Origin of the sequence: Sphingomonas sp. NPDC079357 (assembly GCF_044901155.1) — a bacterium.
Taxonomy (GTDB): domain Bacteria; phylum Pseudomonadota; class Alphaproteobacteria; order Sphingomonadales; family Sphingomonadaceae; genus Sphingomonas.
Map to the genome: position 1 here is coordinate 20,866 of NZ_JBJDOM010000001.1, position 25,307 is coordinate 46,172.

The 25,307-nt window shown below is 66.6% G+C and carries 23 protein-coding genes, 1 tRNA gene and 1 other annotated feature; of the genes, 14 read left to right on the forward strand and 10 right to left on the reverse strand.

Annotated features, from left to right (window positions below; all coding sequences use genetic code 11):
- The first annotated feature begins 62 nt into the window (after positions 1-62).
- The 3 genes from purM to ACI2JO_RS00110 are packed head-to-tail and all read left to right on the forward strand — an operon-like array spanning position 63 to position 1,986.
- A complete protein-coding gene (gene purM, locus ACI2JO_RS00100; RefSeq protein WP_404718732.1) occupies positions 63-1,154 on the forward strand; it encodes a phosphoribosylformylglycinamidine cyclo-ligase in 1,092 nt (363 codons plus the stop codon).
- Positions 1,151-1,717, forward strand: coding sequence for a phosphoribosylglycinamide formyltransferase (gene purN, locus ACI2JO_RS00105; RefSeq protein WP_404718733.1), 567 nt, complete (start codon positions 1,151-1,153; stop codon positions 1,715-1,717). Before purM ends, purN begins: the two co-directional genes overlap by 4 nt.
- A complete protein-coding gene (locus ACI2JO_RS00110) occupies positions 1,714-1,986 on the forward strand; it encodes an MmcQ/YjbR family DNA-binding protein (protein WP_404718734.1) in 273 nt (90 codons plus the stop codon). The genes purN and ACI2JO_RS00110 overlap by 4 nt, the downstream gene beginning before the upstream one ends.
- Before the next feature lie 184 nt (positions 1,987-2,170).
- Here ACI2JO_RS00110 and ACI2JO_RS00115 read toward each other — a convergent pair whose 3' ends face one another.
- The 3 genes from ACI2JO_RS00115 to ACI2JO_RS00125 all read right to left on the reverse strand — a co-directional run bounded on the left by ACI2JO_RS00115 (position 2,171) and on the right by ACI2JO_RS00125 (position 3,723).
- Positions 2,171-2,482, reverse strand: coding sequence for a PilZ domain-containing protein (locus ACI2JO_RS00115; RefSeq protein ID WP_404718735.1), 312 nt, complete (start codon positions 2,480-2,482; stop codon positions 2,171-2,173).
- An 88-nt stretch (positions 2,483-2,570) separates the two neighbouring features.
- Positions 2,571-3,038 carry an RNA polymerase-binding protein DksA gene (dksA, locus tag ACI2JO_RS00120; protein WP_404718736.1) on the reverse strand — a complete coding sequence of 156 codons (468 nt, stop codon included), beginning with the start codon at positions 3,036-3,038 and terminating at the stop codon, positions 2,571-2,573.
- 175 nt (positions 3,039-3,213) lie between these two features.
- On the reverse strand, positions 3,214-3,723 hold the full coding sequence (locus ACI2JO_RS00125; protein ID WP_159759194.1) for a host attachment family protein: 510 nt from the start codon (positions 3,721-3,723) through the stop codon (positions 3,214-3,216).
- 95 nt (positions 3,724-3,818) lie between these two features.
- On the opposite strand from ACI2JO_RS00125, the gene serS reads away from it, so the two are divergent.
- The 5 genes from serS (at position 3,819) to ACI2JO_RS00150 (ending at position 8,604) form a co-directional block, all read left to right on the forward strand.
- Entirely contained in the window at positions 3,819-5,096 is a 1,278-nt protein-coding gene (gene serS / locus ACI2JO_RS00130; protein ID WP_404718737.1) for a serine--tRNA ligase, read from the forward strand.
- Positions 5,096-5,866, forward strand: a complete 771-nt coding sequence (surE, locus tag ACI2JO_RS00135) for a 5'/3'-nucleotidase SurE (protein ID WP_404718738.1) — start codon at positions 5,096-5,098, stop codon at positions 5,864-5,866. Before serS ends, surE begins: the two co-directional genes overlap by 1 nt.
- A gap of 39 nt (positions 5,867-5,905) precedes the next feature.
- Positions 5,906-6,976, forward strand: coding sequence for a peptidoglycan DD-metalloendopeptidase family protein (locus ACI2JO_RS00140; protein ID WP_404720295.1), 1,071 nt, complete (start codon positions 5,906-5,908; stop codon positions 6,974-6,976).
- Positions 6,977-7,000: 24 nt separating this feature from the next.
- A complete protein-coding gene (gene tyrS / locus ACI2JO_RS00145; protein ID WP_404718739.1) occupies positions 7,001-8,227 on the forward strand; it encodes a tyrosine--tRNA ligase in 1,227 nt (408 codons plus the stop codon).
- Between the two features lie 65 nt (positions 8,228-8,292).
- The gene (locus ACI2JO_RS00150) at positions 8,293-8,604 is read left to right on the forward strand and encodes a PilZ domain-containing protein (protein ID WP_404718740.1); all 312 of its coding nucleotides are present in this window, start codon (positions 8,293-8,295) and stop codon (positions 8,602-8,604) included.
- A gap of 22 nt (positions 8,605-8,626) precedes the next feature.
- On the opposite strand, the gene ACI2JO_RS00155 is transcribed toward ACI2JO_RS00150, so the two are convergent.
- Both ACI2JO_RS00155 and recG read right to left on the reverse strand, forming a co-directional pair.
- Positions 8,627-9,064, reverse strand: coding sequence for a DMT family transporter (locus ACI2JO_RS00155; RefSeq protein WP_404718741.1), 438 nt, complete (start codon positions 9,062-9,064; stop codon positions 8,627-8,629).
- A gap of 146 nt (positions 9,065-9,210) precedes the next feature.
- Positions 9,211-11,265, reverse strand: a complete 2,055-nt coding sequence (gene recG / locus ACI2JO_RS00160) for an ATP-dependent DNA helicase RecG (RefSeq protein WP_404718742.1) — start codon at positions 11,263-11,265, stop codon at positions 9,211-9,213.
- Positions 11,266-11,338: 73 nt separating this feature from the next.
- Here recG and ACI2JO_RS00165 point away from each other — a divergent pair, with 73 nt between their 5' ends.
- Both ACI2JO_RS00165 and mfd read left to right on the forward strand, forming a co-directional pair.
- Positions 11,339-11,614: a succinate dehydrogenase assembly factor 2 gene (locus ACI2JO_RS00165; RefSeq protein WP_404718743.1), complete on the forward strand. Its 276-nt coding sequence runs from the start codon at positions 11,339-11,341 to the stop codon at positions 11,612-11,614.
- 133 nt (positions 11,615-11,747) lie between these two features.
- Positions 11,748-15,203 carry a transcription-repair coupling factor gene (gene mfd, locus ACI2JO_RS00170; protein WP_404718744.1) on the forward strand — a complete coding sequence of 1,152 codons (3,456 nt, stop codon included), beginning with the start codon at positions 11,748-11,750 and terminating at the stop codon, positions 15,201-15,203.
- Positions 15,204-15,300: 97 nt separating this feature from the next.
- Here mfd and ACI2JO_RS00175 read toward each other — a convergent pair whose 3' ends face one another.
- Entirely contained in the window at positions 15,301-15,708 is a 408-nt protein-coding gene (locus ACI2JO_RS00175; protein WP_404718745.1) for a YybH family protein, read from the reverse strand.
- A complete protein-coding gene (locus ACI2JO_RS00180; protein ID WP_404718746.1) occupies positions 15,702-16,976 on the reverse strand; it encodes an EAL domain-containing protein in 1,275 nt (424 codons plus the stop codon). Before ACI2JO_RS00180 ends, ACI2JO_RS00175 begins: the two co-directional genes overlap by 7 nt.
- Before the next feature lie 110 nt (positions 16,977-17,086).
- On the opposite strand from ACI2JO_RS00180, the gene moaA reads away from it, so the two are divergent.
- From moaA to ACI2JO_RS00195, 3 genes are all read left to right on the forward strand, one after another.
- A complete protein-coding gene (gene moaA / locus ACI2JO_RS00185; protein ID WP_404718747.1) occupies positions 17,087-18,097 on the forward strand; it encodes a GTP 3',8-cyclase MoaA in 1,011 nt (336 codons plus the stop codon).
- Positions 18,094-18,873, forward strand: a complete 780-nt coding sequence (locus tag ACI2JO_RS00190) for an NAD kinase (protein ID WP_404718748.1) — start codon at positions 18,094-18,096, stop codon at positions 18,871-18,873. The genes moaA and ACI2JO_RS00190 overlap by 4 nt, the downstream gene beginning before the upstream one ends.
- A 76-nt stretch (positions 18,874-18,949) precedes the next feature.
- Positions 18,950-19,024 (forward strand) — tRNA-Asn (locus ACI2JO_RS00195).
- A gap of 101 nt (positions 19,025-19,125) precedes the next feature.
- On the opposite strand, the gene ACI2JO_RS00200 is transcribed toward ACI2JO_RS00195, so the two are convergent.
- The gene (locus ACI2JO_RS00200) at positions 19,126-19,860 is read right to left on the reverse strand and encodes a PEPxxWA-CTERM sorting domain-containing protein (RefSeq protein ID WP_404718749.1); all 735 of its coding nucleotides are present in this window, start codon (positions 19,858-19,860) and stop codon (positions 19,126-19,128) included.
- A 196-nt stretch (positions 19,861-20,056) separates the two neighbouring features.
- Here ACI2JO_RS00200 and ACI2JO_RS00205 point away from each other — a divergent pair, with 196 nt between their 5' ends.
- Positions 20,057-20,665, forward strand: a complete 609-nt coding sequence (locus ACI2JO_RS00205; protein WP_404718750.1) for a CC0125/CC1285 family lipoprotein — start codon at positions 20,057-20,059, stop codon at positions 20,663-20,665.
- 65 nt (positions 20,666-20,730) lie between these two features.
- On the opposite strand, the gene ACI2JO_RS00210 is transcribed toward ACI2JO_RS00205, so the two are convergent.
- Together ACI2JO_RS00210 and secA are read right to left on the reverse strand one after the other, a co-directional pair.
- Positions 20,731-22,215, reverse strand: a complete 1,485-nt coding sequence (locus ACI2JO_RS00210) for a SulP family inorganic anion transporter (protein WP_404718751.1) — start codon at positions 22,213-22,215, stop codon at positions 20,731-20,733.
- Between the two features lie 67 nt (positions 22,216-22,282).
- Positions 22,283-22,338 (reverse strand) — a sequence feature (sul1 is cis-regulatory element that is thought to sense ions involved in sulfur or methionine metabolism; They are found in Alphaproteobacteria).
- A 165-nt stretch (positions 22,339-22,503) separates the two neighbouring features.
- A complete protein-coding gene (gene secA, locus ACI2JO_RS00215) occupies positions 22,504-25,239 on the reverse strand; it encodes a preprotein translocase subunit SecA (protein WP_404718752.1) in 2,736 nt (911 codons plus the stop codon).
- Positions 25,240-25,307: the final 68 nt, after the last annotated feature.

A 25,307-nucleotide genomic window follows, 5' to 3' on the forward strand; every position in this document is an offset into this window, starting at 1 on the left:
GGTGCCAAGATCCACCCCGTCACGATCTTGTCCTGATCGATTTTGCACCCTAGTCGGCAACCATGAGCAACGAAGCCTACACCTACGAGAGCGCTGGCGTGTCGATCGCGGCCGGCAACGCGCTGGTGCGCGCGATCGCGCCGCTGGCGCGCGCCACCCGCCGCCCCGGCGCCGATGCCGATCTGGGCGGATTTGGCGGCTTCTTCGACCTCAAGGCCGCGGGATTTACCGATCCGCTGCTGGTGGCAGCCAATGACGGCGTCGGCACCAAGCTGAAGCTGGCGATCGAATGGGACCGCCACGCCGGGGTCGGGATCGATCTGGTCGCGATGTGCGCCAACGATCTGATCGTGCAGGGTGCCGAGCCGTTGTTCTTCCTCGATTATTACGCGACCGGCCAGCTCGACAACGCCGTTGCGGAGAGCGTCGTCGCCTCGATCGCGGAAGGTTGCCGGATCGCGGGGTGCGCGCTGATCGGCGGCGAGACCGCCGAGATGCCGGGCATGTATGCGGCCGGCGACTATGACCTCGCGGGCTTCTGCGTCGGCGCGGTCGAGCGTGGCGACGTGCTGACCGGCACGGCGATCGGCGCGGGGGACGTGATCCTCGGCCTTGCCTCGTCGGGCGTCCATTCGAACGGCTTCTCGCTGGTCCGGCGGCTCGCCACCGACAAGGGCTGGAAGCTCGACCGCCCGGCCCTGTTCGATGCGGACCGGCTGTTGATCGACATTCTGATGGCGCCGACGCGCATCTATGTCGCCAGCCTGTTGCCGCTGCTGCGGGCGCACAAGATCAAGGGACTGGCGCACATCACCGGCGGCGGATTGCTCGAGAATATACCGCGCGTCTTGCCGCATGGCGTCCATGCGCAGGTCGATGCCGATGCGTGGGAGCAGCCACGGCTGATGGCGTTCCTGCAGGCGCAGGGCGCGATCGAGCCCGAGGAGATGGCGCGGACCTTCAACTGCGGGATCGGCATGGCGGTGGTCGTCAGTGCCGACGCCGCCGAGGAGGTGGCGGAGGCGCTGCGCGCGGCTGGCGAGACCGTCCACACGATCGGACGGATCGAGGCGGGCACCCGTGGCTGCACCGTCACGGGCAGCACCGAGACGTGGAGCGCGCGCGCCGACTGGACGGCGACGCACCACCAATGAGCACGTCTCCCGCCAAGGTTGCGGTGCTGATCTCCGGCCGCGGATCGAACATGCAGGCGCTGGCCGGCGAGCAGGGCGAAGCCTATCGCATCGTGCTGGTCGCCTCCGACCGCCCCGAAGCGGCCGGGCTGACGTGGGCACGCGAGCACGGGCTGGAAAGCTTCGCGCTTTCGCCGAAAGGGATCGGCAAGGCCGCGTATGAGGAGGCGCTGGACTCTGCCCTGCGCGACGCGGGGGCGGAGTGGATCGCGCTGGCGGGATATATGCGGCTGCTGTCGGACGCGTTCGTGGCGCGATGGCGTGGAAGGATCATCAATATCCATCCGTCGTTGCTGCCGAAATACAAGGGCCTCGATACCCATGCGCGCGCGATCGCGGCGGGAGACGCGGCGGGCGGCTGCTCGGTGCACGTCGTCACCGAGGAATTGGACGGCGGCGAGGTGCTGGGTCGTGCGGAGGTGCCGATCCTACCCGGTGAAACGCCCGACAGTCTGGCGGCGCGAGTGTTGGTCGAGGAACATCGGCTGTACCCGGCGACGCTGAAGGCATTCGTTCGCTCATGACGGTATCGGAACAGGTCCGCGCGATTGCGCTGCTGCTGCCCGAGGCGGAAGAGCGCACGACCGGCGACGGCGTGAGCTTCATCGTTGACGGAAAATCGTTTGCGACGCTTTCGGGCGAAACGCCGGTGACGTTGCGGGTGCGTGACGACTCGGGTGAGACGTCGTTAGCACTGGATCCCGATGTCGATTGGACGTTGGTAGAGGATCGGATTGCCCAAAGCTGGGAACTGACCGCGCCGCGACGACTGCTGGAAGCGGGCGGGCGCTGACCTTCGCATCGCCCGTCGTCGATCGGCGAATGGGAATTGAGCTGTGAACCCGCCGGATCGTTCCGGATGGGTTTCGGCAATGCCGCTTCTTAATTCCGGATGCGGACGTTGAGATAAAAAGCGGCGCCCCGCGGCCATTCCGGGGGGCTACCATTCAAACGTACGTTTCTGGCGGGTCGCGTCCTCAATAAGCCGTATCGCTGTCGTGCTGAACGATCGTGACATCGATCGGATTGTCGAACGCGATCCCCGTACGACCCTCCGTCTGCCACACGACCCGTCCGGCAACCCAGCCAAGCCCGTTGAGCTTGATCTCGACCGCGCTGTCTGGTGGTAGCGGGTGTGGCAGTTCCGCCATCAACCCGCCGGCGGAAACGTTGCGGAGGCGCACCAGGAAGCCAGCATCCTCGGCATGAACACGCATCCGCGCCGACAGATGGACATCACCGCGCCCGCGCTCGTCGGGCTGACCCGCGACTTTTTGCTCGTCAACCAAGCTGTGTCTCGACTGCCCCATGAAACCCGCCCGTTCGTTCAATCCGGACGGTTGCGTCAAAATGATTGATGAAAGGTTAAGATCCGCGTCAATCGTCCCGCGACACTTTCTCGGCACGCTCATGCCGTTCCTGCGCCTCGACCGTCATCGTCGCGATCGGCCGCGCCTCCAGCCGACCGAGGCTGATCGGCTCGCCGGTCACTTCGCAATAGCCATATTCGCCATCCTCGATACGACGCAGCGCGGCATCGATCTTCGCGATCAGCTTGCGCTGGCGGTCGCGGGTGCGCAGTTCGAGCGACCAGTCCGCCTCGCTCGACGCGCGATCGTTCAGATCGGCCTCACGCAGCGAGTCGACCTGAAGCTGCGAAAGCGTACCCTGCGCCTCGCGGCGAATAGCATCCTTCCAAACCAGTAGCTTATGACGAAAATACGCCTGCTGGCGCGGGTTCATGAACGGCTCGTCCGCACTGGGACGATAGCCATCCGGCATCGGGCTGGAGAGCGCCTCCGGCTCGTCAAACGCGTCTTCGACCTGACTCATCACCGTCGCCATGACCTTCTCCCGCCCACGTGAAGGATGTCGTCAGCATCTCTGCACGCCCCTTTGGGCGCGCCTATAGTCACCTGACCGATCCTCCACAAGCGAATGACTTGGGCGTTATCGATATGAACCGTCGCAAGGACGGACACCGGTGCCGGCGGGGCTACCCCCGCCGGCACCCGACCCGTCAGGCAGAGAGTAGCGCCTTCTCGATGTCGGGGATCGGATGTCCGGTCAGATCCTTGTCGAGTTCGCCGGTCAGTCGCGCGCTGACCTCCTTGTGGTAGTGCTTGCGCAACTCGCCCAGCGTGCGCGGCGGCGCGATCACGATCAGCGACTCGAAGTCATTCGACAGCGCGCGCCGCTTCAGCAGGTCGGCGGCGTCCGCGGCGAAACGATCTTCCTCCAACTGGTGAAAATCGGTCTGCTCGAAGCTGCCGCGCGAGGGCGCGAATTGCGCGCCGCCGCCCTGCGCATGGCCGGAGCCGCCCTGGGCCGCGTTGGGGGCGCCTGCCCCGCTTTGTGTCGAGGAGGCACCGCCGGCCGCATCGGTCGCCTGATCGCGCGTGGCGGGATTGGCACGTTCCTCGGCATGCTCAACCTGAAGGTTGGGATATTCCGCGTCGCCTTCGTTGCGCAGGAACAGCAGCTTGCGGCCATCGGCGACCAGGACAACCGAATTGTGGGGGACCTGCATGGACGTTTCTCCTTCTGCTCGTTGCGTGTCGGGGGGAGAACGCCGCGCGCCCGGCGCGGGTTGCCTAGCGGCGGGCGCAAGGTCATAGCGCGGCCATGCACGACATCCGCCTGATCCGCGACGATCCCGCCGCTTTCGATGCCGCCATGGCCAAGCGTGGCCTGCCTGCCAGCGCCGAGACGCTCGTATCACTCGACCGCCGTCGCCGCGAGGCCGCGACCGAGGCGCAGACCGCGCAGGCGCGCCGCAACGAGGCGTCGAAGGCGATCGGGGCGGCCAAGGCGAAGAAGGACGAGGATACCGCCGCCACGCTGATGGCGGAGGTGGCGACGCTCAAGGAACGGCTGCCGCAGCTGGAGGCCGAAGAGGCGGAGACGGGCAGCGCGCTCGACGCCGCGCTAGCCGCTTTGCCCAACGTCCCCGCCGCCGATGTGCCGGAGGGCGCGGACGAGGATGACAACCAGCTGGTCCACGAACGCGGGCAGCGACCCGAGTTCGCATTTACCCCGCGCGAGCATGATGCGATCGGGCCGGCGCTGGGGCTTGATTTTGAAACCGGCGCGGCGATCGCCGGCGCACGCTTCACGCTGGTGCGCGGCGATGCGGCGCGGCTGCAACGTGCGCTCGGGCAATTCATGCTCGACCGGCTGACCCGCGAGCACGGTTACGAGGAAGTCGCGCCGCCGCTGATGGTGCGCGACGAGGCGGTGTTCGGCACCGGGCAATTGCCGAAGTTCGCCGAGGACCTGTTCCGCACCACCGACGGGCGCTGGCTGATCCCGACCGCCGAGGTGTCGCTGACCAATATCGTTCGCGAGAAAATCCTCAGCCACGACGTGCTGCCGCTGCGCTTCGCGGCGCTGACGCCGTGCTTCCGCTCCGAGGCGGGCGCGGCGGGGCGCGACACACGCGGCTATATCCGCCAGCACCAGTTCGACAAGGTGGAGATGGTGTCGATCGTCGCTCCCGAGGCGAGCGAGGCCGAGCATGAGCGGATGACCGCCTGTGCCGAAGGCGTGCTCGATGCGCTGGGGCTCGCCTATCGCCGCATGAAATTGTGCACCGGCGACATGGGGTTCACCGCGGCGCGCACCTATGATCTGGAGGTATGGCTGCCCGGTCAGGGGCGCTATCGTGAGATCTCGAGCTGTTCGACCTGCACCGATTTCCAGGCGCGGCGGATGAACGCGCGCTATCGTCCTGACGGCGAAAAGACGACGCGCTTCGTTCATACGCTCAACGGCTCGGGCCTAGCGGTCGGGCGGACGCTGGTGGCGGTGATCGAGAATTACCAGCGCGAGGACGGAACGGTGACGGTGCCGGAGGTGCTGCGGCCGTATCTGGGCGGGCTCGACGCGCTGGGCGCGCGCTGATGCGGATCCTGCTCTCGAACGACGACGGCTATCATGCACCGGGGCTGGCGGTGCTGGAGAAGATCGCCGCACAGCTCTCCGACGACGTCTGGGTCTGCGCGCCGGCCTCCGAGCAATCAGGCACCGGGCGCTCGTTGACGCTCACCCGCCCGCTGCGGGTCAAGCAATTCGGCGAGAAGCGCTTTGCGGTTGGGGGCACACCCACCGACGCCGTGATGTACGCGCTAGCCGAGGTGCTGCGGGATACGCCGCCCGACCTGATCCTGTCCGGAGTCAATCGCGGCGGCAATATCGCCGAGGACGTGATGTATTCGGGCACCGTCTCTGCGGCGATGGAGGGCGCGCTGGCCGGCGTGCGCTCGGTCGCGCTCAGCCAGCGCTACGGGCGGCGCGAGCCGGGCGAGGACGTGTCGTTCACCGCAGCCGAGGAATGGGGCGCGCGCGTGCTGCGCCCGTTGCTCGACCATGACTGGGCGCCTCGCTCGGTGGTCAACATCAACTTTCCCGAGCCGGAAGCGGGCGCGGTGAAGGGCGTACGTGTCGTGCCGCAAGGGCTGCGCGATTACGGGCGCGTGCGCTTCGACCGCCGCACCGATCCGCGCGGGTTCGATTACCACTGGCTGTCGATGGGCCGGGTGCAGCCCGCCATCGACGACGGCAGCGATCTGGCGACGATCACGCAGGGGTGGATCACGGTGACGCCGCTGCAACTCGACCTGACGCAGCACGACTCGCTCGCGGCGCTCGGCGACGCCTTCGCCGGGGTGTAGCGCGGCTTGACGCGGCGAGCGGCGAGGTCGGCGGCGCTGATGCTGGTGCTGGCGGGGTGCATCCCTGCCGCCGAACCGCGCTTCGCCCCGCCCCCGCCCCCCGCCGACGTTCCGATCTCGCCGCCGCCGAAGCCCCAGCCGCAGCCGGTAGCCGAGACACCGCAACCGATCGCGCGCCCCCGCCCGGCACGCCGTGCGCCGGTTGAGCAACTCGCCGCACCGCGCCCGGCATGGGAGGCTGCTCCGGTCACCGCCGACGCGCGGCTGGTCCGCACGCAGGACGTGGTCGTCCGCTCGGGCGACACGCTGAGCGCGATCGCCGAACGAACCGGCGCATCGATCGCCGCCATCGCGCGCCGTAACACGCTGTCGCCGCCCTACGCCTTGCGAGCAGGGCAGCGGCTGGTGATCCCCGGCGGCCGCTATCACCGCGTCGATCCGGGGCAGACCGGCATCGGCATCGCCCGCGCCTACGGCGTACCGTGGAGCCAGGTGGTCGCCGCCAACGACTTGCGCGAGCCGTTCGTACTGGTGACCGGACAACGTGTGCTGATCCCGTCGCAACCCGCCTCCGCGGCAGCACGGGCGGCGGCCTTTACGCTTGATGTCGACACGATCCTGACCGGCGGCGAACCGGCGGTGGCGAGCGGGCGCGCGCCGGTGCGTCCCGTCAAGGGCAGGACCGAAGTTCCCGCCCCCACCATCCCCGTCGCGCCGCCAAGCGCCGCGCCGGGCCGCTTTGTCTGGCCCCTGACCGGGCAGATCGTCCGCCGCTTCGGCATCGGGCGCAGCGGCGAGCGGTTCGACGGGATCGAGATCGCAGTACCGTCGGGAACCGAGGTGAAGGCCGCGGCGGCCGGCACCGTCGCTTACGCCGGTGACGGGATCGCCGCGCTGGGTGGGCTCGTCATCGTCAAGCATGGCGACAGCTGGACCTCGATCTACGGTCATGCCGGCAAGTTGCTGGTGCGGCGCGGACAGGCAGTCACGCGCGGACAGGTGATCGCGCTGAGCGGCGCCACCGGGTTCGCCGACCAGCCGGAACTGCATTTCGAGCTCCGCCGCGGCCGGTCGCCTGTCAATCCGGTCACGCAATTGCCGCGCCGCTGACGTGTGTGTAACGACGCCAGCGCTATGACCGAATATCAGTCCGACCTGCTCCGCACGCTGACCGCGCGCGGCTACATCCACCAGATGACCGACGCCGCCGCGCTCGACGCGCTGGCTGCCAAGCAGGTCGTGCCCGGCTATATCGGCTTCGACCCGACCGCACCGTCGCTGCATGTCGGCAGCCTGGTGCAGATCATGCTGCTGCGCCGGTTGCAACAGGCCGGGCACAAGCCCGTCGTGCTGATGGGCGGCGGCACCGGCAAGATCGGTGATCCCAGCTTCAAGGACGAGGCGCGCAAGCTCAACAGCGACGAAGTGATCGCTGCCAACGTCGCGGGCATCAAGCGCATCTTCGACCGCTTCCTGACCTTCGGCGACGGCCCGAGCGATGCGGTGATGCTCGACAATGCCGAATGGCTCGACAAGCTGGAGTACATCCCGTTCCTGCGCGAGGTCGGCCAGCATTTCAGCGTCAACCGAATGCTCAGCTTCGACTCGGTCAAACTGCGGCTCGACCGCGAGCAGTCGCTGTCGTTCCTCGAATTCAACTACATGATCCTGCAGGGCTACGACTTCCGCGAGCTGGCGCGGCGCGCGGGCGTGCGGCTGCAGATGGGCGGTAGCGACCAGTGGGGCAACATCGTCAACGGTGTCGAATTGGCGCGGCGTATGGATGGCACCGAAGTGTTCGGCGTCACCACGCCGCTGCTCACCACCGCTTCGGGCGAGAAGATGGGGAAGACCGTCGCCGGCGCGGTGTGGCTGCACGAGGATCAGCTGCCGCATTTCGATTATTGGCAGTTCTGGCGCAACACCGACGACCGTGACGTCGGCCGCTTCCTGCGGCTGTTCACCGACCTGCCATTGGACGAAATCGCGCGGCTGGAGGCGCTGGACGGCGCGGAGATCAACGAGGCAAAGAAGGTGCTCGCCAACGAGGCGACCGCAATGTGTCGCGGGCGCGCCGCCGCCGAGGATGCGGCGGAAACCGCGCGCAAGACCTTCGAGGAAGGCGCGAGCGGCGCGGGGCTGCCCTCGATGGTCGCGCCGGGCGCGACGCCGCTGGTCGACGTGCTGGTGACGCTCGGGTTCGCGGCGTCGAAGGGCGAAGCGCGCCGGTTGATCAAGGGCGGCGGCGCGCGGATCGATGGCGAGAAGGTCGCCGACGAAGCGGCGGTGGTGACGGTGGCGGAAGAGCCGGTGCGCATCTCCGCAGGCAAGAAGCATCATGGGATGGTGAACCCGGCTTAACGTCTTTACTCACTCCGCGTTAACCCCGGCCGGGCGATAAGGCCGGGTGAGCGTAGGAGGACGACATGGCCGTACGATCGGCGACGATAGCGTATGAGGACCGCGTCGAGCCGCGCGACGAAACCCTGCATCGCACGCGGTTGATCGTTGCGAGCGGCGAGTCGCGGCTGGTGACGATCGTCAACGTCTCCCTCAACGGCTTCATGGCGCGAAGCGACGATGCGTTCGCGGTCGGCGACCTCGTCACCGTCACCCTCCCCGTCGCCGGCAGCTTTACCGCGGAGGTGCGTTGGGCGCTGGGCGGGCGGATCGGCTGCAAGCTCGCGCAGGAAGTGCCCCCGGCCCTGTATCAATTCGTGCTGTCGGCGATGCGGTAGCCGCGAAGCAACCGCCACGCGCTCAACCGCGTCGGAACACCACCACCCCGATCAGCACCAGCGCAATTCCGGCGAGCTTGGTCACCGTTACCGGCTGCTGCGGGAGTTGCAGCAGGCCGAAATGATCGAGCGTCAGCGCCGCGATCAACTGGCTCGCGATCGCGATGCTGAGTGCTGCCGCAATCCCCAGCCGCGGTGCGGCGAAGGCAAGCGCGGCGACGAACGCCGCACCATAGAGCCCGCCCAGCCACGACCACCACGGTGCGCCCTTCAACGCCGACAGCGGGGTACGGTCGAACGTCCACACGATCAACAACGTCGCCGTGCCGATAGTAAACGACACCAGCGCCGCCAGCCACACCGAGCCGGACACACGTGCCAGCGCGGCATTGGTCGGCGGCTGGATAGCGAGGCCCAGCCCCGCGAGCACGACGATGATGATCGGTGTCAGCCCCGCCAAAACGACAATCTCCTTAAGCGCCCTCAACCCGCTCGATGCCTCCCGAACGGTTCGTGCTGAGCTTGTCGAAGCACGTGCACGGTCGCACGCCCTACGACAAGCTCAGGGCGAGCGGTGGGGTATAGACCTATCCACAGAGCGCCTCGTCATCCCGATCGCAGCAACGCGACGCCGGCATCCCGCTCGAACAAATAAAGTGCGGTGCGCGCCGCCTGCCCCCGCGCGCCATTCAGGCCGCCGTCGCGGTCGATGAGCAGCCGCGCATCGTCGGTCGCGGCAGGCAGCAGATCCGACAGCAGGTCCGGCGTCGCCAGCCGGAACATCGCTTCGCCCGACTGCCGCGTGCCGAGCAACTCGCCCGCGCCACGCAGTCGCAGGTCTTCCTCGGCGATCCGAAAGCCGTCGTTGGTCTCGCGCATCAACGCCAGTCGCGCACGGGCCGTCTCGCTCAGCGACCCGGCCCGCAGCAACAGGCATACCGAGCGGCCGCCGCCGCGCCCCACCCGGCCACGCAACTGGTGAAGCTGCGCCAGCCCGAAGCGATCGGCATGTTCGATCACGATCAGCGTCGCATTGGGCACGTCGACGCCGACCTCGATCACCGTCGTCGCGACCAGCACACCGATTTCGCCGGCCGAGAAGCGCGCCATCACCGCGTCCTTCTCAACACCCTTCATCCGGCCATGGACCAGCCCGACGCGATCGCCGAACCGGCTCGCCAGCGCCGCGGCACGCGCCTCGGCGGCTTGCAGGTCGCTGGTTTCGCTTTCCTCGACCAGCGGGCAGACCCAATAAGCCTGCTTGCCCTCCGACAAATGCCGGCCGAGGGCGTTGATGACCTCGTCGACACGTTCTTCGGACAGCACGCGCGTCTCGATCGGTTCGCGCCCCGGCGGCATTTCGTCGAGCCGGCTCTGGTCCATCTCGCCGTGCAGCGCGAGCGTGAGGGTGCGCGGGATCGGGGTCGCCGTCATCGCGAGCAGGTGCGGCGGGGTCTTCCCTTTCGCCTGCAACAGCATCCGCTCGGCGACACCGAAGCGATGCTGTTCGTCGACCACCACCAGCCCGAGGTCTCTATAGCTGACCGCCTCCTGGAAGATCGCGTGCGTGCCAACCAGGATATGGATGCTGCCGTCCGCCAGCCCCATCAGCGTCGCCTCGCGCGCACGGCCCTTGTCGCGGCCGGTCAGCACCGCGATCTCGACCGGCAGCCCGGCGAGCGTGCGCCGCAGCGTCTCATAATGCTGGCGGGCAAGGATCTCGGTCGGCGCGAGCATCGCCGCCTGCGCGCCGGCCTCGACCGCGATCAGCAGCGCCATCGCCGCAACCAAGGTCTTGCCCGAGCCGACATCGCCTTGCAGCAGCCGCAGCATCGGCGCGCTCTGCGCCAGATCACCCTCAATCTCCCGGACGCTGCGTGCCTGTGCGCCGGTCAGCTGGTACGGCAACCGCAGCATGTCGCGCAGCCGCCCGTCGCCCTTTAGCGCACGCCCGCGGCGCTTGCGCGTGTCGGCCCGGACAATCAACAGCGCGAGCTGATTGGCGAACACCTCGTCATACGCCAGCCGCGCGCGGGCTACCGCGTCGGCGGGATCGGCGTGGAGCCGCGTCATCGCCTCGCGCCACGCGGGCCAGTCGCGTTGCGCCTTGAGGCTCGGCTCGATCCATTCGGGGAGGTCGGGCGCACGCGCCAACGCCTGGTCGATCAGCGCACCGAGCCGCCGCGAGGTCATGCCTTCGGTGAGCGGGTAGATCGCCTCACGCTCGCGGAAGTTGTCGTCGTCACCGCCGACCTCCGGGTGGATGATCTGGAGATCCTGCCCATATTGGTCGAGCCGCCCCGAAATGCGGCGCGGCTCGTTCAACGGCAACAGCTTGCGCACCCGCCCCGAACCGCCGCCGAAGAATACCAGCGCCACGGTATTGCCATGCGCGTCGCGCGCCACGACCCGCGTCGGCGCGCGCTGGCTGCTGCTGGTGCGATAATCGGTTGGGGTCAGCGTGATCGCGATCGTCCGCCCGACATCGCTTTGCATCAGCTCGTCGCGTGGCCAGCGGTCGACCCAGCCGGACGGCAGATGGAACAGCAGGTCGAGCACGCGCGCGATTCCCAGCCGGTCGAGCGGCTTCGCGAGCGCGGGGCCAACGCCCTTCAGCGCCTCCACCTCGGCGAACAACGGATTGAGGATATCGGGTCGCATGACTATCTGGTGCCGATACCCTGCCCCGACGGTCGCCGCCAGCGCCCGCCGGTCGTTTTGCATTGGACCTTTGATGGATCACGACATCCGCCTGAAACGCCTCCGCTTCCGCGCCTGGCATCGCGGTACGCGCGAGGCCGATCTGATGATCGGCGGCTTCTTCGACGCGCATGGCGCGACGTGGAACGCGGAGCAGCTCGACTGGTTCGAGCGGCTGCTGGAGGAACAGGATGTCGATATTATGGGCTGGGCGATCGGCTCGATCCCTTGCCCGGCGGAATGGGAGGGCGAGATGATGCAGACGATGCGCCGAGTCGATTTCGTGACGGTGCTCGACACGGGGATGTGACGCGCTGCTCCCTCTCCCCACCGGGGAGAGGGCTGGGGTGAGGGGCTGGGTCTCACGGAGACCGACGCGCTCTGCGAGGCCCCGCCCCCTCACCCAACCCTCTCCCCAAAGGGAGAGGGCTAGAAGAAGAAATATGCCCGACCTTTCCACGATCCTGAAAGCCACCGTCCCGCTCACGCTTTCGGGCGTCCCCGGCGGCTTCCTGCCTTCGCTGCTCGCTGATCTCGCGCGCGCCGCGCCTCGCCGCGCGGTCTTCGTCGCCGCTGACGAGGCGCAGATGCGCAGCATCGCCGCCACCGCGCCGTTCTTCGCGCCCGAACTGGACATTGTTCAGCTGCCGGCCTGGGACTGCCTTCCCTACGACCGCGCCTCGCCGACGCTGCGCGTGATGGCGGAGCGGATCGGCGCGCTGTACCGGCTCCAGCAGAAGCCGAAAGGCCCGCAGCTGGTGCTGACCACGGTCAACGCGCTGACGCAGCGGACGCTGACCCCGTTCCGCATCCGGCAATTGGTCGCCGAGCTGAAGCCGGGCGCGCGGATCGACCGAGATCGGCTCGGCGCGCTGTTGCAGGCGAACGGCTATGTCCGCACCGACACCGTTCACGACGCCGGCGAATATGCGGTGCGCGGCGGCATCGTCGACCTGTTCCCAAGCGGCGAGGAGCAGGCGCTTCGCCTCGACTTCTTCGGCGATGAGATCGAAAGCGTCCGCACCTTCGATCCGGCGGACCAGCGCACCACCGGGCGGCTCGACGGCTTCGTGCTGCTCCCCGCGTCCGAGGCTTTGCTCGACGACGACAGCGTCAAGCGCTTCCGCACCCACTATCGCGAGCGGTTCGGCGCGACCGCGACCGGCGATCCGCTCTATCAGGCGGTCAGCGAAGGCCGGCGGCTGGCCGGCATGGAGCATTGGCTGCCGTTGTTCGAGGAGAAGCTGGCGACGCTCTGGGATCACCTCGGCGACGATGCGATCGTGGTGCGCGATGCTGGAACTCCGGCGGCTGTCGAGGGACGCCTTGATGCGATCGCCGATTATTACGAGAACCGGAAGCGTGCCGAGGCGGCTGAGCCCGGCAGCTATCGTGCGCTGCCTGCCAAGACGCTCTATCTCGACGACGCAGAATGGCGCGCCGAGGTGGCCGGGATGCCTGCGCATCTGGTCACGCCTTTCCATGAGCCCGAATCGTCGACCGTCCTCGACTTCCACGTCGACGGCCCGCGCGATTTCGCGCCCGAGCGCGCCAATCAGGCCAATGTCTATGAGGCAGTGGTCGCGCATGTCGCACGACTGAAGAAGGACGGGCGCAAGCCGATCCTTGCCAGCTATTCGGTCGGTGCGCGCGACCGGTTGAAGACGCTGCTCGACGATCACGGGCTAGCCGGCGCGCGGCTTGCCGACACGTGGCAGGACGCACTAGGGGCCGCCGATCGCGGCGTCGCGCTGACCGTCGTTGGCCTCGACCACGGCTTCACTGCACCTGATGTTGCCGTGCTCACCGAGCAGGACATGCTTGGCGACCGGCTGATCCGCCGCACCAAGCGCCGCAAGTCCGCCGACGCCTTTCTCGCCGAACTCGCGACGCTGTCGCCGGGCGATCTGGTCGTCCACACCGATCACGGCATTGGCCGCTATGTCGGCCTGACGCAGGTGCCGGTCGCCAAGGCGCCGCACGATTGCGTCGCGCTGGAATATGCCGGCGGCGACAAGCTCTACATCCCGGTCGAAAATCTCGAAGTCCTCTCCCGGTACGGCTCGTCGGAGGAAGGCGCGAGCCTCGACCGGCTCGGCGGCGAAGCATGGCAGCGCCGCAAGTCGAAGATGAAGGAGCGCATCCGCGAAATCGCGGGCACGCTGATCGCGGTCGCCGCCGAACGTGCATTGCGCCCGGGCGAAATCGCCGAGCCCGATGCGAGCGGCTATCCGGCGTTCGTCGATCGCTTCCCCTATGAGGAAACCGACGATCAGGACCGGGCGATCTCGGACGTCCTCGATGATCTCGCGGCGGGCAAGCCGATGGACCGCCTGATCGTCGGCGACGTCGGCTTCGGCAAGACCGAGGTGGCGCTACGCGCCGCCTTCGTCGCGGCAATGGCCGGGATGCAGGTCGCGGTCGTCTGCCCGACGACCTTGCTCGCGCGCCAGCATTACCAGAATTTCTCCGCCCGGTTCGACGGTTTTCCGGTTGAGATCGGTCGCCTGTCGCGGCTGGTGACCGCCAGCGAGTCGAAGAAGGTCAAGGACGGGCTTGCCAACGGGACGATCGACATCGTGATCGGCACCCACGCGCTGCTCGCCAAGAGCGTCGACTTCAAGCGGCTCGGACTGGTGATCGTCGACGAGGAACAGCGCTTCGGCGTCACGCACAAGGAGCGGCTGAAGACGCTGCGCGCCGACGTCCATATGCTGACGCTGACCGCGACTCCGATCCCGCGCACGCTCCAGATGGCGATGGGTGGCCTGCGCGAATTGTCGGTGATCCAGACGCCGCCGGTCGATCGCCTCGCGGTGCGCACCTATGTCATGCCCTGGGACCCGGTGGTGCTGCGCGAGGCGTTGCTGCGCGAACATTATCGCGGCGGGCAGAGCTTCCTCGTCACCCCGCGCATCGCCGACCTCCCCGACATCGAGGATTACCTCCGCCGCGAGGTGCCCGAAATCCGCTACGTCATCGCGCACGGCCAGATGGCACCGACCGAGGTCGAGGAGCGGATGAGCGCGTTCTACGACAAGAAGTTCGAGGTGCTGGTTTCGACCTCGATCATCGAAAGCGGGATCGACATTCCGTCGGCCAATACGATGATCGTCAACCGCGCCGACCGCTTCGGCCTCGCGCAGCTCTACCAGCTGCGCGGGCGCGTCGGTCGGTCGAAGACGCGCGCCTATGCCTATATGGTCGCCCCGCCCGAGCGGCAGATGACCGAGGCGGCGGACAAGCGCCTCAAGGTGCTGAGCGACCTCGATACGCTCGGCGCGGGCTTCCAGCTCGCCAGCCACGATCTCGATATTCGCGGTGCGGGCAATTTGCTCGGCGACGAACAATCGGGGCATATCAAGGAGGTCGGCTACGAACTCTATCAGTCGATGCTGGAAGAGGCGATCCTCGAGGCCAAGGCCGGCGGCCTGCGCGAGCGCCAGCGCGACTTCAGCCCGCAGATCAGCGTCGACGCGCCGATCCTGATCCCCGAGGAGTATGTTCCCGACCTCGACCTGCGGATGGGCCTGTATCGCCGCCTCAACGAGGTGGACGAGGTGCAGGGACTCAACGCCTTTGCGGCCGAGATGATCGATCGCTTCGGCCCACTGCCCGAGGCAACCGACAATCTGGTCAAGATCATGGAGATCAAGCTCAACGCCAAGAAGGCTTGCGTCGCCAAGCTCGATGTTGGTCCGAAGGGTGCGCTGGTTGCGTTCCACGACGACAAGCCGCCGAACGTCGCCGGGCTGCTGGCCTATGTCGACAAGCTGGGTGGCATCGCCAAGCTGCGCCCCGACAGCAAGCTGGCGCTCACCCGCGTCTGGGCCGATCCCAAGGCGCGGCTGCACGGCGCGCTGCAATTATCGAAAGGGCTGGCGAAGGCCGCGGGGTAAGTAGCATCAACCCCTCACTGCGAGCGTAACGAAGCAATTCAGGGCAGCGCGCGGAACTTTGGATTGGGTCGCTGCGCTCGCAACGACGTCCCCGGCCTCAACCGCTATGGTCGGAGATGATCTTCCACCCATCCTTGCGGCGTTCGAACAGCAACGTCGTCAGCCCGGTGTGCGGTGCGCCGGTGGCGGGGGTCAGCGTCCAGCGCGCGACGTGCAGGATGTGGACCGCACTCAGCGAGCGCCACGCCATCGGCTGAAAGGTGAGCCGCCCGCGCGTGTTGCCGCCGTCCGCGAAGCTCTTGGCATAGCGCTCGGCGATCGCGGGCTTGCCGCGCACCACCTTGTCGCCAGCGACGTACATTGCGTCGGGCGCATAGATGGCGGTGAAACGCGAAAGGTCGCCGACGTTCCAGCCCGCAGCGCTCTCAGCCATCGCGGCGTCAATCGCTGCCTGCGGCGTGGCGGTGGCGGCCGCTGCCGCGAGCAGTGCCGGAACGATCAGCATGTCTTCTTCTCCCCTTTCACGGCCGCCGCTCGCACCAGATCGATCAGCGCGGCATCGTCGAGCGGGCCGGCGCACAGGAACCCCTGATAGAAGGTGCAGCCGCGCGCCGCGAGCAACTGCCGCTGCGCCTGAGTCTCCACCCCCTCGGCGATCGTCTCCAGCCCCAGCCCTTCGGCGATCGCCAGCACGCCCTGCAACACCACCCGGTTGCGCGCGTCGCTGACCGCGGCGGTCGTCAGGCTGCGGTCGATCTTGATGTAATCGAGCGGCAGCGTCGCGACATAGGACAGGCTGGAATAGCCGGTTCCGAAATCGTCGAGCGCAACGCGGCACCCGGCGGCGCGCAACGCCGCCAGCGCGACGCTCGCGGCGCGAAGGTTGTCGATCATCGCACCCTCGGTGACTTCGGCGGTAACGCGCCCCGGCGCGATCCCCGCCTCGTGTACACGCGCCAGAAAGCGGCTGACGAATGGCGTGCGCGACAGATCGGTTGCGGTGACGTTCACCGCGATCCGCAAGCCCGACAGCGCATCGGGCCAGTCGGCCGCGCGGCGCAGCGCCAGCGCCTGGACGTGATCGGACAACGCCACACCAAGCCCGGCACGATCGGCCGCCGCCAGCAGCGTTTCGGCGCCCAGTTCGCCCAGCCGCGGATGATGCCAACGCGCCAGCGCCTCGACCCCGACGATCCGGCTGTCGATCAAATGCACCTGCGGCTGGAAGCGGACGTCGATCTCCTGCCGCTCCATGGCGCGGTGGAGGTCGGCGGCGAGCGCGGCAATCGGCACCCCGCTGCCCTCGGTCGCAACGCGCGTCGTCACGCCCTCGCTGGCGCGGGCATGCGCCAGCGCCTCGGCCGCGCGGCGGAGCAGATGGTCGGGAGTCTCGTGATCGACCCGCCGCGCCACGCCGATCCGCGCGCCAAGGTGTATGGTTTCGTTACCGATCGTGAACGGCTGCTCCAGCGCTCGCTCGACCGAGTCGACCGCCGCATCACCCACCTGCGCATCGCCGGCGACGATGATCGTGAAGGTTGCGCCGCTGCGTACCGCGGCGCTGCGGTAATCGGCCAGCGCGTCGCTCAACCGTTCGTCGATCGCCTCGACCAACTGATCCCCTGTCATTCGCCCATAGGCGGCATTGACGATTTCGAAGCTGGTCGGCGCGGCTGTGATCGCGGTGACGTCGTGACCGGCGGAGGAAACCAGTTGCAGCTGTTCCTCGCTGGCCGTTCGCTCGCCACGACGCCGGCCGGCGGCGCGTTGCATGGTCCGTGTCTGGCGCTCCATAATGCCGGTGGTAAGCGGTGGAGCGCGGCGCGGCAATCCGATCTTGCCGGACGGTGAACGACTCAATAGCTTCGCGCGTTGTGACGGCAATGAACGAAATCAGCAGCACGGCCGCGCCGCTCATCGACGGCTTCGGCCGCACCATCCGGTATTTACGCGTATCGGTGACAGACCGCTGCGACCTGCGCTGTCGCTATTGCATGGCGGAGCAGATGACGTTCCTGCCCCGTGCGAAGATCGCGACGCTAGAGGAGCTGGCGATCATCGCCGAGCGATTCGTTGCTCGCGGGGTGCGCAAGGTGCGGCTGTCGGGCGGTGAGCCCTTGGTGCGGCGCGACGTGATGCAGCTGGTCCAGCGGCTCGGGCGGCACGTCGGCACCGCGCTCGACGAACTGACGATGACCACCAATGGCACGCGGCTGCGCGACCATGCCGCCGCATTGCGCGAGGCCGGGCTGCGCCGGCTGAACGTCAGCCTCGACAGCCGCGATCCCGCGCGGTTTCGCCACATCACCCGCCACGGCGATGTCGCACAGGTGCTCGACGGCATCGCCGCCGCGCGCGACGCCGGGCTAGCGGTCAAGATCAACATGGTTGCGCTCAAGGGTGTCAACGAGGATGAAATCGCCACGATGCTCGATTGGTGCGTCGCGGAAGGTCATGACCTGACGCTGATCGAAACGATGCCGCTGGGCGCGGTCGACGAGGATCGCACCGATCGCTTCCTGCCGTTGACGGTCGTGAAGGAGCGGCTGGAGACGCTGTTCACGCTGGAACGCGACGCAGCGCAGACTGGCGGACCGGCGCGTTACTGGCGCGTCGACGGCAGCGCGACCAAGCTGGGGCTGATCTCGCCGTTGACCCAGAACTTCTGCGACGGCTGCAACCGCGTCCGGCTGACCACCGAAGGACGGCTGTACACCTGCCTCGGCCATGACGACCATCGCGACCTGCGCGCCGCGCTGCGCGAGGGCGGCCTTGCCGCACTCGACGCCGCGATCGAGGGTGCGCTGACCACGAAGCCACGCCGGCACGATTTCAGGATCGATCGTGACGCCGCGCCTGCGGTCGCCCGGCATATGAGCGTCACCGGCGGATGACCCTTTATCCGCGGCGGGCACTCGTCGCCTCGCCAACCGCCCCCGCGCAGGCCGCGCGCGCCGAACTTGCCGATGCGTGGGACTGGTCCCCGCTGGAGGAGGCCGATCTGGTGGTCGCGCTCGGCGGCGATGGCTTCATGCTCCAGACTCTGCACCTGCTGCTGGAGCGGCGGCGCGCGATCGTGCCGGTGTTCGGAATGAACCTCGGCACCGTCGGCTTCCTGATGAACGAATGGCGGCGCCACGATCTCGACGGCAGGATCGAACGGGCGCGCGCGTTCAAGGTGACGCCGCTGACCGCAACCGCGACCGGATTCGACGGCAGCGTGCACACGATGCCCGCGATCAACGAAGTGTCGCTGCTGCGCGAAACGCGGCAGACTGCCAAGCTGGAGGTGCGGATCAACGATCGCATCGTGCTTGACGAACTGTCGTGCGACGGCATTCTGGTGGCGACGCCGGCCGGGTCGACCGCCTATAATCTGTCCGCGCACGGCCCGATCCTGCCGCTGGGCTCGCACATGCTGGCGCTGACACCGATCAGCGCGTTCCGCCCGCGTCGTTGGCGCGGCGCGATCCTGCCAGACAAGACGCGTGTGTCGCTTCGCGTGCTGGACGCCGGAAAGCGCCCCGTCTCTGCGGTCGCGGATCAGCGCGAGGTGCGTAACGTGGCGCAGGTGGACATTGCGATGGATCGCGCACGCGATCTGACCTTGCTGTTCGACCCGGAGCACGCACTCGACGACCGGATCACGATGGAGCAGTTCGTCGCATAAGTCGGAAAGATGAAATAAGGGTCTTGCGCGTCGAAAATCCGGCTTTATAGACCCCCTCCACGACGTTGAACGCCGTTCCCTGATAGCTCAGCGGTAGAGCTCTCGACTGTTAATCGAGCGGCCGTAGGTTCGAATCCTACTCAGGGAGCCACTTCTTTTATTGCGGTCCGTCGTGGATGCCAAGCAACTGATCACCCGTGATGGGCCGCAGGATGCTTCCCGCGACCCACGGTCACAGCGCGCCTTGTGCGATCAGGCGTAGCGGCTTGCTGGCTGCCGGCGCATCGAAAAGCCGATGATGCCAAAGCCCAGGATCATCAGCGCCCATGTCGCGGGTTCCGGCACGGCAGCGGTAACCGGCCCGACGTTGACGGTGAAGGTATCGGCGCTTGCCCCCTGCCCCCAACTGAACTTGTAGCTGCCAGTCGCAAGGCCGAGCGATGCGAAGGATTTACCCGAATAGGTGCTTTTGCTGACGCCGAGGTCGCTCCCTGACACATAGCCATAAGGGACAAACAGGCTGTCGGTGTTGGAGATGATGCCGACGATGGCGCCGGTCGGCGTGACCGGGCTGTAAAGATTCGGGAGCGTCAAAAGGCCCGTGCCGAAGCTGCCCGGTCCGGTGACGTTGCCATATTGCGTGATCGGCACGGGATCGAAATCCCCGCCGGTGACGATATTGCCGACCGCCGCATAGAGCTGCGACCCCGACAGCGCCGACGGCAAGGTGATTGTAAGAGCGCTCAGATTGAGCGTCCCGCTGCCGGTTGCCACGACGCTGCCGCCGCTTTCGACGACGTTGATCGTATAGGCGGCATGCGCTGGCGCTGGCAACAAGATGGCCGCTGTACAGAACGCCAGGACAGCCTTGATGGAACGGATCATGATCTCACCCCTGTTCAATGAGGGCGAGGATGCGCTTTCCGCGACTCTCCCCAGAACCGACCCGCCGCAAAGGATGGTAAATGCCAGATTTGGTGATCGCAACTGTTATACTTGAGCGTTCCTTACAATTAATCCCGAGAATACTACTTCCACTTGGCAGCGGCGTCTCTACCCCGCCGAGTGGCCAGCCGGTGAGCAGCCCGGCCGCCGAACGGAGCGATTTCGTTCATCGCACGTTCCACTCATCTCGGCTATGCGACGGCTCGTCGCACCGCCCGGGTGCGTTGGAGAGTACGCCATGATGATGAAGTTCGGCCGCTCAGCGTTGGTGGTGACGCTGGCGGCCAGTACGACGCTGGTCGCGGCCTGCGCCACCGAAACCGCCTATCGGCCCGCCACCGGCAGCGGCTTTTATCGTACCGGTTACAGCGACGTTCGGATCGAGCCGAATCGCTATCGCGTGACCTTCGCGGGCAATACCGTTACCGACCGTGACGTCGTCGAACGCTATCTGCTGTTCCGCTCGGCCGAGCTAACGTTGCAGAATGGCTACGATTATTTTGTCATGGCGGATCGCGACACCGATCGTCAGGCGCGAACCTATTCGACACCGGGCTTCGGCGGCGGCTGGGGACCAGGATTTGGTGCGTTTGGTGGTGGGCTGTGGGGGCCGCGCTGGGGCTTTTACGGCCGCGGCTTCGGCTATCGCGCGTGGGATCCGTTCTGGGGTGGCCCATGGGGCGGCTTCGGTGGTGGCCAGGACATCCGCACCGTCGATCGCTATGAAGCGTCCGCCGAAATTGTGATGTTCAAGGGCACGCCCGACCGCGGCAACGTGCGCGCCTTCAACGCGCGCGCGGTGGTCGAATCGATCGGACCAACGATCCGTTTGCCCAAGGCGTCATAAGCCACGGTTCCGCCATATGGCGGTTGGGGCGTCGGTCCGGGTGACCGATGCCCCTTTTCATGCCCTCAGTGCGGGGCCACGCCGAGTTCGACGCCGGTCTTGTCATGCAGCGCGAAGCGATCAACGAGATCGGCACTGGCCTCGTTATAGCCCACGACCTCGACCGACGCGCCATCGCGCCGCAACCGAGCAACGATCTTGTCGAGCGCGGCGACCGCGGAAATGTCCCAGAAGTGCGCGGCGGACACGTCGATCACCACGGCGGACGCATCCTCGACCGCAAAGGCGCGCGTGAACCGGTCTACCGACGCAAAGAAAAGCTCGCCGCGCACCAGGTAACGTACCGGAATGCCGGATTCACGTTCGACCACGAACATCCGCCGGACTTTTCCGGTGAAGAAGATGCCCGAAAGAAGCACGCCGGCAACGACCCCTTGCGCCAGATCGCGGGTCGCGACGACGACAGCGACGGTGACGAGCATTACGATCGACGACGTTATGGGGTGGCGGCGCAAATTGGGAATCGAGTTCCAGCTGAACGTGCCGACCGACACCATGATCATGATCGCAACGAGGGCCGGCATCGGCACGCGCCCGACCACCGGGCCCAGAACCGCGAGCAGGAAGAGCAGGAACGCACCAGCGGTGAAGGTCGACAGCCGCTTGCGACCGCCTGAGGTGACGTTGATGACCGACTGTCCGATCATCGCGCACCCGCCCATGCCGCCGACCAGCGCGGCAGCGAGGTTCGCGCCCCCTTGCCCCATGCACTCGCGGCGCTTGTCGCTGTCGGTATCGGTCATATCGTCAACGATCTGCGCGGTGAGCATCGATTCGAGCAGCCCGACCGCTGCCATCGTCAGCGAATAAGGCACGATGATCCGCAAGGTGTCGTATGTGAGCGGCACCTGCGGCAGCGCGAGCGACGGAAGTCCTTCAGGCAGCCTCCCCATGTCGCCAACAGTGCGCACCGGCAGACCGAACATAATCGCCAGCATCGTCAGCACGACGATCGCCACCAGTGGGGACGGTACCACTTTCGTCACGCGCGGCAGGAGGTAGATGATCGCCAATCCGCCTGCGACCAAGACATAGCTGTGCCAGGTCACGCCGGTGAGCTGCGGCAGCTGGGCCATGAAGATCAATATCGCCAGCGCGTTGACGAAGCCGGTGATAACCGACCGTGACACGAACTGCATCAGCAGGTCGAGCCGCAACAGCCCGGCGATGATCTGAATGACGCCCATCAGGATGGTGGCGGCGAAGAGATAGTCGACGCCATGGTCGCGGACCAGCGGCGTGACGACGACCGCCACCGCGGCGGTTGCGGCGGAGATCATCGCCGGTCGGCCGCCGAGCAACGAAATAATGATCGCGATGGCGATCGAGGCATAAAGGCCGACACGCGGATCGACCCCGGCGATAATCGAAAAGCCGATCGCCTCGGGGATGAGCGCAAGCGCGACGACGATGCCCGCGAGCACCTCGCGGCGCGCTTCGCCCGCATTTGCGCACCAAGCAGATCGGAAGTGAGAAATAATGTTGGTCATGAGCCTGTTGAAACCACAACACGCATCGGCGCCCGCACGGGACGCTGTGTTCAGGACGATACGTGGAGGTTGCCCGGCGGATCGGCGGCCGGGATAGCCACCCGGAGTTGCACCGGGTCCATGCGGATGCCGGTGCCTTTAGGCGCGTTCGGGCGGTTCGGGCAAGAGAGTGCAGCAGATTAGACGACGCTCCGGGCTTGATCCGGGACCCCGCTTCTACCGTGCGCGAGATGAGAAAGCGGGATCCCGGATCAAGTCCGGGGTCAGGTTGAGTGGACGCCTTTTACCTCACGCCGCGCCGTGGCAATGCTTGTACTTGCGCCCCGATCCGCACGGGCACGGCGCGTTGCGGCTGACCACACCCTCCCAGCTCGCCGGATCCTCGCCGAGATCGGCGGCGGTCGGCTGCGGGATTTGGAGCGGCGGGATCGTGGTCGTCACCAGCCCGCGTGTGCCGGCGTCGATGTCGTTCGAATTGTCCTCGCCCGTGAACGGGTCGAAGTGGGTGGTGATGAAGTCGGGCAAATCCGGCAGCGGCGGCGGCGCCTGCATCTGGAATTGCGCGAAGGCGATCGTCCGCGTCACGTCCTCACGGATCGCGTCGAGCATCCGCTGGAAGAGGTTGAATGCCTCCTGCTTATATTCGTTGATCGGCGTCTTCTGCGCATAGGCGCGCAGGTGGACGACCTGACGCAACGCGTCGAGCATCGCGAGGTGCTCTTTCCAGTGATGGTCGAGGTTCTGGAGGAGGATCGACTTCTCGACCTGCGTCCACGTCGCGGTGTCCAGTTCCGCCGCCTTTGCCTCGACCATCGCGTCGGCTTCGGCCAGCACGCGCTCGGTGACGATCTCGGGATCGAGCGCATCCTCGTTCAGCCAGTCATCAATCGGCGGGGTGATGTTGAGCACCTCGGCGAGCCGCGTCTTCATTCCCTCCACATCCCATTGCTCGGGATAGGAATTAGGCGGGCACGCCTCGCCGACGATCGCGTTGACCGTCTCGGCGCGCATATCGGTCACGACGTCACCGACCGCGTCGGCATCCATGATATCGGCGCGCTGTTCGTAGATCACCTTACGCTGGTCATTCATCACGTCGTCATATTCGACGACCTGCTTGCGAATGTCGTAGTTGCGCGCCTCGACCTTCTTCTGCGCGGTCTCGATCGCCTTGGTCAGCCACTTGCTGCCGATCGCCTCGCCATCGTTGATGTTGTTGCGCATCATCTTGGCGAACAGCGTGTCGGGGCCGAAGATTCGCAGCAGATCGTCGTCGAGCGACAGATAGAAACGGCTCAGCCCAGGATCGCCCTGCCGGCCCGAACGACCACGCAGCTGGTTGTCGATGCGGCGGCTCTCATGCCGCTCGGTCGCGAGCACGAACAGGCCGCCGGCTTCCAGCACCTTCTGCTTCTCGGCAGCGATCTCGGCGCGGATCTGCTCGATCGCCGCCTCGCGCTCGGGTCCGTCCGGCATCCCGGCCAGTTCGTCCTCGACGCGCATCTCAGGGTTACCGCCAAGCTGAATGTCGGTACCACGCCCGGCCATGTTGGTGGCGATCGTCACCGCGCCCAGCCGCCCCGCCTGCGCCACGATATGCGCCTCGCGCTCGTGGTAGCGCGCGTTGAGCACCGAATGGTCGACGCCTTCCTGCCGTAGGAACTCGCTCAGCAGCTCGGACTTCTCGATCGACACGGTGCCGACCAGCACCGGCTGCCCCGTCTCGGCATGTTCGCGAATCTTCTTGGCGATCGCGCGGAATTTGTCCTGCGTGTCCTTGTAGAATTCGTCTTCCTCATCGACGCGGTGCACCGGCTTGTTCGTGGGGATCGTCACCACGTTCATCTTGTAGATATCGTAGAATTCCGCCGCCTCGGTCGCCGCGGTGCCGGTCATGCCGGCCAGCTTCGGGTACATGCGGAAGTAGTTCTGGAAGGTGATCGAGGCCATCGTCTGGTTCTCGGGCTCGATCTGCACGCCCTCCTTGGCCTCCACGGCTTGGTGGAGACCGTCCGACCAGCGACGCCCGTCCATCATGCGCCCGGTGAACTCGTCGATGATGACGACCTTGCCGTCCTTGACGATGTAATCGGTGTCGCGCTTGAACATCGCGTTCGCGCGCAGCGCCTGGTTCAGATGGTGGACGACCTGCGTGTTCTCGAAGTCGTACAGGTTCGCGCCCTGCAACAGCCCGGCAGCCTCGAGCATCCGCTCGGCGCGCTCGGTGCCGTCTTCGGTCAGGACGATCGACTTCTGCTTTTCGTCCTTCTCGTAATCTTCTTCGTTCAGCTGCTTCACGATCGCGTCGACGCCAATGTACAGCTCGGACTTGTCGTCGGTCGGGCCGGAAATGATCAGCGGCGTGCGCGCTTCGTCGATCAGCACCGAGTCGACCTCGTCGACGATCGCCATCGAAAAGGCACGCTGCACCATCTGACTGCGCTCATACTTCATGTTGTCGCGCAGGTAATCGAACCCGAATTCATTGTTCGTGCCATAAGTGATGTCGGCGGCGTACGCGTTTCGGCGCTCTTCGTCCGACAGGTTCGGCACGATCACCCCGGTGGTTAGCCCGAGGAAGCGGTAGACGCGGCCCATCCAGTCGGCGTCGCGGCTGGCGAGATAGTCGTTGACGGTGATGACGTGGACGCCCTCGCCCGGCAGCGCGTTGAGATAGGTGGCCAGCGTCGCGACCAGCGTCTTGCCCTCGCCTGTCCGCATCTCGGCGATCTCGCCGCGATGGAGCACGATGCCGCCGATCATCTGCACGTCATAGTGACGCTGCCCCAGCACGCGCTTCGCCGCCTCGCGCACGGTCGCGAACGCTTCGGGGAGCAATTGGTCGAGCGTCTCGCCGTTCGCCAGCCGCTCGCGGAACAACACGGTCTGGTTCGACAGCGTGGCATCGTCCATCGCCTGCAATGCCGGCTCGAAGGAGGCGATCTTGGCGAGGATCGGGTTGAGCGACTTGACGTAACGGTCATTGGACGAACCGAAGAGCGACTTGGCAATACCGCCGAACATGGGCGTAATCCTGTATCTGGAAGCGTCGCGGCGACGCCGGTATCGGGCGGCCGCGCGAAAAAGGGCGT